The organism is Pseudomonas baetica (assembly GCF_019733355.1).
Classification (GTDB): Bacteria; Pseudomonadota; Gammaproteobacteria; order Pseudomonadales; family Pseudomonadaceae; genus Aquipseudomonas; species Aquipseudomonas baetica_A.
Map to the genome: position 1 here is coordinate 101,981 of NZ_JAIHLQ010000018.1, position 12,230 is coordinate 114,210.

Sequence of the window (12,230 nt, forward strand, 5' to 3'; positions counted from 1 at the left end):
CGACCCCTTAAAGACTGTTGATCAGTGTGCTGAAGATTTCCTGCGCAGCCTTGATGATCTGCGAGGACGCGGTGTAGTACTGCTGAAACTTGACCAGGTTGCCGGTCTCTTCGTCGAGGTCGACGCCGGACAGCGAATCACGCGCACCCTTGGCGTTGGCCAGAATGGCGTCGGTGGCCGCGCTGTCGAGTTTGCCCTGTGCCGCTTTCGCACCCACGCCCTCGACCAGCTTGCCGTAGGCGTCGGTGAGGGAGATACCTTTGCTCGCCGAACCGGTATCGACGGTCTGCCTGGTTTGCAAGCCTGCCAACGTGGTGCCGTTGCGGTTGTCCAGAGTACCCGGCTGGCTGAGCGATACGTTGATCGCCGAACCGGAGCTGGGCGAACCGGCAATGGTCATGTCAAAACCGATGGTGTACTGAGTAGCGGGCGCCGGCGGTATAGCCGCACCAGTGGAATCCTTGAGCGGAACGGTCAGGCTCAGCGTGTTGTTCTGACCCGGCTTGATGGTGCCGCTGCTCAGTACGCCACCCTGGGCATCCAGGAGCTGGTAACCCTGACTGGTACCGTCCGCCGAAGGATTACCAAACACCACTTTGACCGGCGTCGAGTACTTCATGCCGTTCTGCATCGCGGTGGTGGTGGTCGCGTCGTAGATATCAAAACTGGTGGTCAGGGTCGGTTGACCGCTGGCCGGGATGGTCAGCGTACCGCTACCGCCTGGAGCAATGGCGGCGCCCAAGGGAGCCGCGATGGCCAGACGCTTGGAGTCGGTCATCTCGGTCTTGATGTTGGCTGCGGCGTTGCGGGTCGGGGTGATCTTGAACGTGTCGCCCGCCGCTGCCGTGCCGTTGGTGAGGTTCAGGGAGAAACCGTCGATCACCGGAGCCGGGTTGGTGGTGGTGCTGAACACGCCCATGGCGGTGCCTTCGGGCAGACGCTGCACGGTGTAGTCCGTGGCGCTGGTGAAGGTCACGTTGTAATCGTTGATGGTCAGCTTGCCGGTGTCCTCGATGCTGACATCGAAGTTGCCAGAACCGGCGCTGTTGCCGATGGTGGCGGTGCTGCGCGAAGCCATGTTGGCAGCGGTATTGATGCTGGTGAACAGGTTGCCGCCGAAGTCACCGTTCTTGTCGATGCCTTGCGCCTGAATCGTGTTCATCTGATCGGCGACGACCAGGGCGACACGGCCCAGTTCGTTCATCGCCGGATCCAGCACGGTGCTGCGATAACGCAGCAGGCCGCCGATCTCGCCACCGGTAATGCCCGACGTGATGTCGATGGTGCTGGAGCCGTTATTGAGCTGCAGGCCCATACGCGATGGGTCGGTTTTGCTTGGCGTGACTTCCAGCTTGCTTGCCGTGCTGCCCATCACCAGCGGCTGACCGTTGCCCAGGTAGATGTCCATGTTGCTGCCACGTTCGACGACCTGCGCACCGGTAAAGGTCGACAGTTGGCGAATGGTCTCGTTACGCGCGTCGAGCAGCTCGTTGGGCTGGCCACCGGCGCCGGAAATTTCGGAGATCTTCTGGTTCAACTGAGCGACGGTGTTCGCCAGTTTGTTGACCTGATCAGCCATGCTCGCCAGGTTGCCGTTGATGTCCTGGTTCTGCGCGTTCAACTGGCTGGAAACCGAGTTGAAACGTGCGCTCAAGGCTTGCGCATCACTGAGCAGCAGTTGGCGCGACGCATCGTCACCCGGTTTGGCGTTGACGTTCTGCACCGAGGCGAAGAACTTGGTCAGCGCGCCATTGAGGCCGGTGCCGCTGTCGGACAGCAACTTGTCGAGCGGAGTGACCTGACCCAGGTAAGCCGCCGCATCGCTGTTGAGCGAAGTGGTGGTCTGCAACTGGGCGTCGATGTAGCTGTTGTACACCCGGCGCACGTCGGCCAGGGTGGTACCGGTGCCGATCCAGACGTTGCCGTTCTGAATCGAGCTTTTTGAGTTCTGCACGGTTTGCTGGCGCGAGTAGCCGGCCGTATCGACGTTGGCAATGTTGTTGCCCGTCACCATCAAAGAAGATTGGCTAGCGGATAAACCCGACATCCCGATGTTGAGCAAACTCATGGTTCAAACCTTACTTTATGTTTTATAGAGGCGTTGTCGAAACGCCCGCCGCAGCGTAGTTCTGGTTAACGTTCATCTGCTTGGCAATCTGCGAAATCTTGTTTGCGTAGTTCGGGTCGGTGGCGTAACCGGCCTTTTGCAACTCGCGTACAAACTGTTCTGGGTTATCGGCCGACTTCAGCACATCTTGATAGCGATTATTGCTCTGCAGCAAAGTCACCAGATCATGGAAGCTGTCCTTGTACGAGGCATAGGAACGGAACTCGGCCGTCTCCTTGACCATCGCGCCATTACGGAACTCGCTGGTGATTGCCCGGGCCGAATCACCCTTCCAGTTACTGCTGGCCTTGATGCCGAACAGGTTGTGGCTGCTACTGCCATCCTGTGCGCGCATGACCGATTTGCCCCAACCGGTTTCCAGTGCCGCTTGCGCCACCAGATAACGTGGATCGACACCGATACGGTCAGCCGCTTCCTTGGCCATCGGCAGCATGGTGTTGACGAATTCGTCGGCGGAGCTGAAGGCTTTCTTCGCCGGGGCCAGCGGAATCTGTGCCACCGCACGGCCGTAAACCTGCATCTGCCCGCCGGAAGCCTTATCGGCCTCGGCGCGCGCCAGCCAGTCGCCGTTGTAGAGCGGGCCTGCGCCGGAAGTGGCAGCCGTCGTGGCGCGCGGTGGCAATTGTGTCGCGGCGCTCGTCGCAGTGGCCGAAGGCACCAGACCCGCGAGCAAGCGATCAGCCAGTTTCGGTGGCAAAGCCAAACGCCGCTGATTGATCAATGCCATGTCGTTGCGATGGTCCAGTTGCGTGTTCGGCGCATTGACTGAACGCGAAGCCCACAATGGACGTTCGCCATTGAGTCGCGACAACGGGCCATGGGTGGCGACCGTGCCAGCAGCAATCGGCGTTGCCACGGCAGCAGCCTTGGCTTTGGCTTCTTCCTGCTTGGCGGCGGACGCGGCCGCTGCCTCGCCGGACGCCAGGGGCTTGTTCTTCGACATCTGCCGCATCAGCACGTCGGCCAGACCGATACCACCGCCCTCGCGGGACAGCGACACGGCCAGTTGCTGGTCGTACATTTCCTGATACTGCTTGGCCGCCGGCGTGTTGAGCGGATTGTCCTGCCCCAGCGCCTCGGTGGCCGAACGCATCGACTTGAGCATCTCGCCGAGGAACAGCGATTCGAATTCCTGCGCCACTTTGCGCATGTTCGCATCGCTGTCCTTGTCACCGACCTTGAGCTGGTTCAGGCGATTGAGGTCAGAGTAAGAACCCGAATCGCTGCTACTGACCAGCCCGCTCTTGCGCATGTCCATGGTCGTCGTCCTCAGATCACGATCAGGTCGGCTTGCAACGCACCGGCCTGCTTGAGCGCTTCGAGGATCGCCATCAAGTCACCCGGCGCCGCGCCGACCTGGTTCACCGCCCGGACGATCTCGTCGAGGGTGGTGCCCGGGCCGAACTTGAACATTGGCTTGGCTTCTTGCTGGGCATTGACCCGCGAGCGCGGCACAACGGCGGTCTGGCCGTTGGACAATGGGCCCGGCTGGCTGACGATCGGGTCTTCGGTGATGGTCACGGTCAGGCTGCCGTGTGTCACGGCGGCTGGCGAGACTTTCACGTTCTGACCGATGACGATGGTGCCGGTACGCGAGTTGATGATGACTTTGGCCACCGCCTGACCGGGGTCGACTTCAAGGTTTTCCAGAATCGACAGATAGTCGACACGCTGGCTCGGGTCGAGCGGCGCGGTGACGCGAACCGATCCACCATCAACGGCCTGCGCCACACCAGGGCCGAGCATGTCGTTGATCTTGTCGACGATGCGCTTGGCAGTGGTGAAGTCAGAACGATTGAGGTTCAGCGTCAGGCTGTTGCCCTGGTTGAAACCACTCGGCACCGAACGTTCCACCGACGCACCGCCAGGAATACGACCGGCCGACGGAACGTTGACAGTGATCTTCGAACCGTCGCGACCTTCGGCATCAAAACCGCCCACCACCAGGTTGCCCTGAGCGATGGCGTAGACGTTACCGTCGATACCCTTGAGCGGCGTCAGCAGCAACGTGCCGCCGCGCAGGCTCTTGGAGTTACCGATGGACGAAACGGTGATGTCGACTTGTTGACCCGGTTTGGCAAACGCAGGCAGATCGGCACTCACCGACACCGCCGCGACGTTTTTCAACTGTACGTTGCCCGACCCTGCCGGCACCTTGATGCCGAACTGCGAGAGCATGTTGTTGAAGGTCTGCAGGGTGAACGGCGTTTGCGTCGTCTGGTCACCGGTGCCATTCAGCCCGACCACCAGGCCATAGCCGATCAACTGGTTGGAACGCACGCCGGAAATGCTGGCGATGTCCTTCAACCGTTCGGCTTGTGCATTGAAGGCCGCCGACAACAAAAACGCGGCCACCATAAGGCTTCTGAAATTCAACGTAGCCACCTAGAAAGGGAACAGCGGGCTGAGGAAGAAACGGTCGAACCAGCCTGGCTGACTCGCATCGGCAAACGAGCCGGTGCCCGAGTAGGTGATGCGCGCATCGGCGACACGGGTCGACGACACGGTGTTGTCAGTGGCGATGTCATCGGCACGTACCAGACCGGCGATCCGCACCAGCTCATCGCCGGTATTGAGGGTCATCCACTTCTCGCCGCGCACAGCGATGATGCCATTGGGTAGCACGTCAGCCACGGTCACGGTAATCGAACCGGTCAGGCTGTTGCTCTGGCCGGACTTGCTGTCGCCCTTGGTTGCGCGGTCGCCGCTGTAGCCGACGTCCAGGCTCAGATCAGTACTGCCCAACGGGTTGTTGAGGGTACCGCTGCCGCCAAACAACGAAGTCAGGCCGATGCCGGTCTTGCTGTTCTTGGCCACTTGCGAGTTGGCGTTTTTGCTCGCCTGGGTTTTCTCGTTCAGGGTGATGGTGATGATGTCACCGACCCGGAACGCCTTGCGGTCGCTGTACAGGTTCTGCTCGAAGCCGGCCTGATAGATCGAGCCGTTGTTGGCTGCCGCCGGCAACGGCGTGCGCGGCAACACCGGAGCGTAGTAAGGGTCATTGGGCTTGGGCGTCGGAGCGACGCAGCCCGCGAGCGAGACGACTCCACTCAATGCCAGAACAGATACGAAGCGATTCATGACCCTACCTCACGGTGTTGCAGGCGACCTCATGGCCGCCTCATAGACTTGATTACAGATTCTGCGTTACGAACGAGAGCATCTGGTCGGCGGTGGAGATCACCTTGGAGTTCATCTCGTAAGCGCGCTGAGTGGTGATCATGTTGACCATCTCTTCAACGGTGCTGACGTTGGAGGTTTCCAGGGTGTTCTGCAGCGTGGTGCCGAAACCGTTCAGGCCGGGCGTACCGACTTGCGGTGCACCCGAAGCAGCGGTTTCCAGGAACAGGTTGTTACCCACCGCTTGCAGACCGGCCGGGTTGATGAAGTCGGCGGTTTGCAGGTTGCCGATCACCTGGGATGCCGGGTTACCGGCAACGGTGATCGAGACGGTGCCATCACGGCCGACAGTGAAGGTCTGCGCATCGTTCGGGATGACGATGGCGGGTTCCAGGGCGAAACCGCTGGCATTGACAACCTGGCCATTGGAATCGAGGTGGAAAGTACCGTCACGGGTGTAGGACGTGGTGCCGTCCGGCTGCAGAATCTGGAAGAAACCGCGACCATCAACGGCCAGATCCAGCGGTTGCTCGGTGGTTTGCAGGCTACCGGCGGTGAAATTTTTCTGCGTACCGACGATGCGCACACCGGTACCCACTTGCAGGCCCGACGGCAGCTCGCTGTCCTGAGTCGACTGGGCGCCTGGCTGACGCTTGATCTGATACAGCAAGTCCTGGAATTCGGCGCGATCACGTTTGAAACCCGTAGTCGAGACGTTCGCCAGGTTGTTGGAAATGGTCGTCAGGTTGGTGTCCTGGGCGGACAGACCTGTTTTGGCAACCCATAGAGCCGGAAGCATTCGATTCTCCTCGTGCGCCTGTTTTACGGCGCGACGTTCTGATAATTAGCTGATCTGCAAGACCCGAGCCATGGCCTGGTCGTCGTCTTTGGCGGTGTTCATCATCTTGACGTGCAACTCGAACTGCTTGGCCAGGGCCAGCACCGATGTCATCTCTTCCACGGCATTGACGTTGCTCGATTCCAGGAAACCCGACACCAGTTTGACATTGGCATCGGCCGGTGCAGGCTTGCCGTCCTTGGTGTAAATCGAGCCATCGAGGCCCTTGTTCATGTTCTTGATGTCCGGGTTGACCAGTTTGATCCGGTCCACCTCTGCCATGACGCGCGGGCCTTCGCCCATCGCACGAATACTGATGGTGCCGTCTTCACCGACTTCGATCTTCTGCTCGGGCGGCACGGCGATCGGACCGCCATTGCCCATCACCGGCATGCCGTTGCCGGCGCGCAGTACGCCGAGGGCGTCGACATTCAGGCTGCCGGTACGCACGTAGCTTTCGCCACCGTTCGGGTTCTGCACGGCGATCCAGCCATTGCCGGCCACGGCGACGTCGAGGTCACGGCCGGTCTGCACCAGCGAGCCTGGGGTGAAATCAGTGGCGGGACGTTCGCTCATGGCATACGCACGCGCCGGAAAGCTGTCACCGAACACCGGCATCGAACGCGCCTGCTCCAGGTCGCGCTGAAAACCGTTGGTGGAGATGTTCGCCAGGTTGTTGGCATGCGCCTTTTGCGCCAGTGCGTTCTGGCTGGCGCCGGTCATTGCCACATAAAGGTACTTGTCCACACTCTTTCCTCTGCATGCCGGACGTTTGCCGCCCACCGCTGTACTGCTGAGCCATAAGCAATTTGCAGACCAACTTTTTTCTGGCGGCTTCAGGCCCGGCAAACAAAGGACTTGAGGGATTTTGAGCGAATGGGTGAAATGTATCGAAGTCGAAAAACCGGCGGTGTTATGCCGGTAGGTGGCAAAGCCTGGCACTGAGGTTGTCGGTACCGACGCCTTCGCGAGCAAGCTCGCGCCCACAGGGATCGCATTTCAAATGTGGGAGCGAGCTTGCTCGCGAAGAGGCCATCATTACCAACACATGTTTGGGCTATGAATCGGTTTTACCGACTTCATACTCACGCAACTTATTGGCAATGGTCGTATGCGAAACCCCCAACCGCTTGCCTAATTGCCGACTGCTCGGATGCTCGGAATACAACCGTTCCAGCACTGCTTTCTCAAAACGCCCGACAATCTCGTCCAAACCACCCTCCAGCGAAAAATCGCCAAGCGGCTGACGCACGCCGTAATCCGGCAGACGAATATGCTCAGCCTTGACCGTGCCGCCATCACACAGCGAAACAGCCTGGAACAACACGTTTTCCAACTGCCGCACATTACCCGGCCAATGGTAATGGCTGAGCCGGTCCATCGCTGCCGGTGCCAGTTTGGGCAGCGAACACCCGATCTGACGACTGGCTTGATCGAGGAAGTGCTCCACCAGCGGCGTCAAGCCATCGAGGCATTCACGCAACGGTGGAATGTGCAGCGAAAGCACGTTCAAGCGGTGATACAAATCCTGGCGAAACTCACCGCGAGCGCACAACTCCGACAAGTCGACCTGCGTGGCACAGATCACCCGCACATCCAGATAAACCTCTTCGTCGCTGCCGACCCGACGGAAACAGCCATCCTGCAGAAAACGCAGCAACTTCACCTGCAAACGCGGACTCATCTCACCGACGCCGTCGAGAAACAAGGTGCCGCCCGCCGTCAGCTCCAGCAGCCCGAGCTTGCCTTCGGCGCGCGCACCTTCGAAAGCACCCGGCCCGTAGCCAAACAGCTCGGTCTCAGCCATCGACTCCGGCAGCCCCGCGCAATTGAGCGCCATCAACGGCGACTGCCCACGCGGACTGGCGAGGTGGCAGGCGCGCGCCAGCAACTCCTTGCCCGTGCCGGTTTCACCCTCTATCAATAAAGGTGCGTCCAATGGCGCCATGCGTCGCGCTTCGCGCACCACCGCAGCCATGACTTTCGAGCTTTGGAAGATACTGTCGAACCCGCGCAATTCTTGTTTGCGCACGTTATAGATGCGCTCGCCGACCCGGTCGGCGCGGTGCAATGTCAGTACCGCACCGGCCATGGCTTCGCTGTCGTCGTGCTCCGATTGCAGCGGTGCGATGTCGGCCAGAAATACGTCACCCTTAACCTTGACCCGCATGCCGTTGATTCGCGATTTGTTGGCACGCACCAGTTCCGGCAAATCGAAATCCTCGGCGTAGCGCGAGAGCGGAATCCCCGGCACCTCATCAACCCGCACGCCCAGTAACTGCGCCGCCGCCCGGTTGGCCGCGACAATCGAGCCGCCCATGTCGATCGACAGCACCGGGAATTCCAAGGCGCCGAGCAAGGCATTCAACTCCATGTGCCGACGTTCGCTGGGCATCAGCCCTACTCGCTTGACCCCAAACACCCCGGCAATCGCCTCGAACTTCGGCCGCAGCGCCTGGAACTGGATGTTGATCAGGTTGGGACAATGCAGATAGATCGCGTTGCCGTGCTCACCACCGACCTCGCCGCGCGCGACGTTAATTCCGTAAGCCACCAGCAGGTTGAGGATGTCGCGCAGGATACCAATGCGGTTCTGGCAGTGAACTTTGATGCGCATAGAAAATGCCTGACAAGGATTGGGTTGAACACAATCCCTGTGCAAGCAAGCGGCTCCCACAGGGTTTTTCGGCGCACCTTGGTCTCACTTTTCTGTCGAGGCGCGCAGATAGTCGTCAAGATTATGTGACACCCAACAGCCTTTTCAAACCCGAAAATCACCGCAAACGCGAAGCAGACTACAATCTGTAACGAATACTTTACGAAAATCGAAGATCTTTCCTACAAGGACGCCATTCAACCCGCTGCAAATCAACACGCTCTCGAGTCATTCTGAGTCCATCGCTGGACATAACAAGAACGAATTCCCCTAGCAGGAGAGCAGCATGAAACAGACGCAATACGTGGCCCGCGAGCCCGATGCGCAAGGTTTTATCGACTACCCCGCCGAAGAACACGCGGTGTGGAACACGCTGATCACTCGCCAACTGAAAGTGATCGAAGGGCGTGCGTGCCAGGAATATCTGGACGGTATCGAAAAACTCGGCCTGCCCCACGACCGCATTCCGCAACTGGGCGAAATCAACAAGGTGCTCGGTGAAACCACTGGCTGGCAGGTCGCACGCGTCCCGGCACTGATTCCCTTCCAAACGTTCTTTGAACTGCTCGCCAGTAAGCAATTTCCGGTGGCCACGTTTATTCGTACCCGCGAAGAGCTCGACTACCTGCAAGAGCCGGACATTTTCCACGAGATTTTTGGTCACTGCCCGCTGCTGACCAACCCGTGGTTCGCAGAATTCACTCACACCTACGGCAAACTCGGTCTGCAAGCGACCAAGGAAGAGCGTGTGTATCTGGCGCGCCTGTACTGGATGACCATCGAGTTCGGCCTGGTCGACACCCCGCAAGGCAAGCGCATCTACGGCGGCGGCATCCTGTCCTCACCGAAAGAAACCGTTTACTCGCTGTCGGACGAACCGGAGCATCAGGTGTTCGACCCGCTGGAAGCCATGCGCACGCCGTATCGCATCGACATTCTGCAACCCCTGTATTTTGTCCTGCCGAACCTCAAGCGCCTGTTCGACGTGGCCCATGAAGACATCATGGCCATGGTCAGACAAGGCATGCAGATGGGTCTGCATGCACCAAAATTTCCGCCGAAACCAAAAGCGGCGTGAACCGTGGCTTTTGCTTACAAGTGAGTCTGTCCGTTAGCGCCACTTTGGTTTAGCGTGGCGGTATTGACGTCCGTTATAAAAAAACATTCGATTCAGGAATCCAACCATGTCCACTTTGAACCAAGCCCACTGCGAAGCCTGCCGCGCCGATGCGCCACAAGTCAGCGACGAAGAACTGCCGATCCTGATCAAGCAGATCCCTGACTGGAACATCGAAGTACGCGACAGCATCATGCAGTTGGAGAAAGTCTTCCTGTTCAAGAACTTCAAACATGCATTGGCCTTCACCAACGCCGTCGGCGAAATCTCCGAGGCCGAAGGTCACCACCCGGGCCTGTTGACCGAGTGGGGCAAAGTCACCGTGACCTGGTGGAGTCATTCGATCAAAGGCCTGCACCGCAACGACTTCATCATGGCCGCACGCACCGACGAAGTGGCCAAGACCGCAGAAGGACGCAAGTAATGCACTTCGACGCCATTGGCCGGGTACCCGGCGACCCGATCCTCGGTTTGATGGAGGCGTATGCGCAGGACAGCAACCCGCGCAAATTCGACCTGGGTGTTGGCGTCTACAAGGATGCCCAAGGCCTCACGCCAATCCCCGAGGCAGTGAAGATCGCCGAGGCACGGCTGGTCGAAAGCCAGGACACCAAAACCTACATCGGTGGTCACGGTAATCCGTTGTTTGGCAAAGTCATCAACGAGCTGGTGCTGGGTGCAGACTCGAAGTTGATCGCCGAACAACGTGCTGGCGCTACCCAGACGCCGGGCGGCACCGGTGCCCTGCGTCTGGCCGCCGACTTCATCGCGCAGTGTTTGCCGGGCAAAGGCGTATGGCTGAGCAACCCGACCTGGCCGATCCACGAAACCATTTTCGCGGCGGCCGGCGTCAAGATCAGTCACTACCCGTATGTGGGCAGCGATAACTGTCTCGACGTCGAAGCCATGCTCGCGGTGCTCAACGAAGCGCCGAAAGGCGATGTGGTGCTGTTGCATGCGTGCTGCCACAACCCGACCGGTTTCGACCTGAGCCACGACGACTGGCAGCGCGTGCTGGACGTAGTGCGCCGTCGCGATTTGCTGCCGCTGATCGACTTTGCCTACCAGGGCTTTGGCGATGGTCTGGAGCAGGATGCGTGGTCGACCCGCTTGTTCGCTGCGCAACTGCCGGAGTTGCTGATCACCAGTTCCTGCTCGAAGAACTTCGGCCTGTATCGCGACCGCACCGGTGCGCTGATCGTCTGCGCGAACACCGCCGACAAGCTCCTCGACATTCGCAGCCAACTGGCCAACATCGCCCGCAACCTGTGGTCGACCCCACCGGATCACGGCGCAGCCGTTGTAGCGACCATCCTTGCCGATCCTGAGCTGAAAAGCCGCTGGGCCGACGAAGTAGAGGCCATGCGTTTGCGTATCGCGCAATTACGCAGCGGCTTGGTCGAGGCGCTCGAGCCCCATGGTCTGCGTGAGCGTTTTGCGCACATTGGCGTGCAGCGCGGGATGTTCTCTTACACCGGCCTGTCGCCGGAGCAAGTGAAACAGCTGCGCGAGCATCACAGCGTTTACATGGTCAGCTCGGGCCGGGCGAACGTTGCCGGTATCGACGCCACACGCCTCGCATTGCTGGCACAAGCCATCGCTGACGTCAGCAAATAGATCCAGCCACACAAAACCCTGTGGGAGCGGGCTTGCTCGCGAAGGCGCAGTGTCAGTCGACAATTAAGTTGCCTGATACACCGCCTTCGCGAGCAAGCCGGCTCCCACATTTACGTTGCGGTGATCTTTTGTTTTTGCTCCCCCTGCGGCCATTTGTCGCAATAATTCGAATTAAAAGTCTGATTGTCATTTTTCCTGCTGTATCCTGCGCAGGCTTTCAAAAAGCGCGGATCTACCAGATCTATCAACAGACTTAGCGAGGAGCGCAACCATGCACGAGATTCCTAATCTCCCCTTCCCAAGCCTGCACGTACCTGAGCAGACGACCACGCAACAAGCTGGCGCGGGGCAGCCCGAACCGAAAGAAGCCGTTGAGAGCCGCCCGGCCGACAGCGAAGAGTAAACCCGCCGTACAGACCGTGTGGAAAGCGCTAACATGCGCTTTCCACACTGCCTGAAACCCCGAGCCCGCCATGACCGACGAATTCTCCGAAAGCCAAGCCGCCGTTCTGATCGGTGCCACCGAGAAAATGATCGAGATCTGGAGTCGGCTCTCCCCCGAGAAGCAAGCCGCCCTGCTCGCCCGTTTCGGCAGCGAGGAGAACGCACTCGCCGCACTGGTCACCACGCAACTGGTCGCCCCCGCCAACCCCTGAAACCGTCGACCGGCAAATAGTTTTACTTTTCCCCGCCTCTGAAACGTTCGCGCCGGTATCATAAGCAGCCTATCTAATCTGCTGCTCCCGTGGACCTT

The 12,230-nt window shown here is 59.6% G+C and carries 12 protein-coding genes; 5 read left to right on the forward strand and 7 right to left on the reverse strand.

Features of this window, described 5'->3' with window-relative positions; all coding sequences use genetic code 11:
- Positions 1–7: 7 nt before the first annotated feature.
- The 7 genes from flgK to K5E40_RS18080 form a co-directional block, all read right to left on the reverse strand.
- Complete coding sequence (gene flgK, locus K5E40_RS18050) at positions 8–2,068, reverse strand: flagellar hook-associated protein FlgK (protein ID WP_221732006.1); 2,061 nt, start codon at positions 2,066–2,068, stop codon at positions 8–10.
- Positions 2,069–2,090: 22 nt separating this feature from the next.
- Positions 2,091–3,386 (reverse strand): flagellar assembly peptidoglycan hydrolase FlgJ, encoded by a 1,296-nt coding sequence (gene flgJ, locus K5E40_RS18055; RefSeq protein WP_221732007.1) that lies wholly within the window; start codon positions 3,384–3,386, stop codon positions 2,091–2,093.
- Positions 3,387–3,397: 11 nt separating this feature from the next.
- Complete coding sequence (locus tag K5E40_RS18060; RefSeq protein WP_221732045.1) at positions 3,398–4,486, reverse strand: flagellar basal body P-ring protein FlgI; 1,089 nt, start codon at positions 4,484–4,486, stop codon at positions 3,398–3,400.
- A 27-nt stretch (positions 4,487–4,513) separates the two neighbouring features.
- Positions 4,514–5,209, reverse strand: coding sequence for a flagellar basal body L-ring protein FlgH (flgH, locus tag K5E40_RS18065; protein ID WP_221732008.1), 696 nt, complete (start codon positions 5,207–5,209; stop codon positions 4,514–4,516).
- A 52-nt stretch (positions 5,210–5,261) separates the two neighbouring features.
- Complete coding sequence (flgG, locus tag K5E40_RS18070; protein WP_187677348.1) at positions 5,262–6,047, reverse strand: flagellar basal-body rod protein FlgG; 786 nt, start codon at positions 6,045–6,047, stop codon at positions 5,262–5,264.
- A gap of 45 nt (positions 6,048–6,092) precedes the next feature.
- Positions 6,093–6,833, reverse strand: a complete 741-nt coding sequence (locus K5E40_RS18075; protein WP_221732009.1) for a flagellar basal body rod protein FlgF — start codon at positions 6,831–6,833, stop codon at positions 6,093–6,095.
- Positions 6,834–7,143: 310 nt separating this feature from the next.
- Positions 7,144–8,703 carry a sigma-54-dependent transcriptional regulator gene (locus K5E40_RS18080; protein WP_221732010.1) on the reverse strand — a complete coding sequence of 520 codons (1,560 nt, stop codon included), beginning with the start codon at positions 8,701–8,703 and terminating at the stop codon, positions 7,144–7,146.
- A gap of 325 nt (positions 8,704–9,028) precedes the next feature.
- Here K5E40_RS18080 and phhA point away from each other — a divergent pair, with 325 nt between their 5' ends.
- From phhA to K5E40_RS18100, 5 genes are all read left to right on the forward strand, one after another.
- Positions 9,029–9,820, forward strand: coding sequence for a phenylalanine 4-monooxygenase (phhA, locus tag K5E40_RS18085; RefSeq protein ID WP_221732011.1), 792 nt, complete (start codon positions 9,029–9,031; stop codon positions 9,818–9,820).
- A 106-nt stretch (positions 9,821–9,926) separates the two neighbouring features.
- Positions 9,927–10,283: a 4a-hydroxytetrahydrobiopterin dehydratase gene (locus K5E40_RS18090; protein ID WP_003222798.1), complete on the forward strand. Its 357-nt coding sequence runs from the start codon at positions 9,927–9,929 to the stop codon at positions 10,281–10,283.
- The gene (locus K5E40_RS18095; RefSeq protein WP_221732012.1) at positions 10,283–11,476 is read left to right on the forward strand and encodes an amino acid aminotransferase; all 1,194 of its coding nucleotides are present in this window, start codon (positions 10,283–10,285) and stop codon (positions 11,474–11,476) included. The genes K5E40_RS18090 and K5E40_RS18095 overlap by 1 nt, the downstream gene beginning before the upstream one ends.
- Before the next feature lie 271 nt (positions 11,477–11,747).
- Positions 11,748–11,879, forward strand: coding sequence for a hypothetical protein (locus K5E40_RS35060; RefSeq protein WP_260455831.1), 132 nt, complete (start codon positions 11,748–11,750; stop codon positions 11,877–11,879).
- 70 nt (positions 11,880–11,949) lie between these two features.
- Positions 11,950–12,132, forward strand: a complete 183-nt coding sequence (locus tag K5E40_RS18100) for a hypothetical protein (RefSeq protein WP_221732013.1) — start codon at positions 11,950–11,952, stop codon at positions 12,130–12,132.
- The last annotated feature ends 98 nt before the right edge of the window (positions 12,133–12,230 follow it).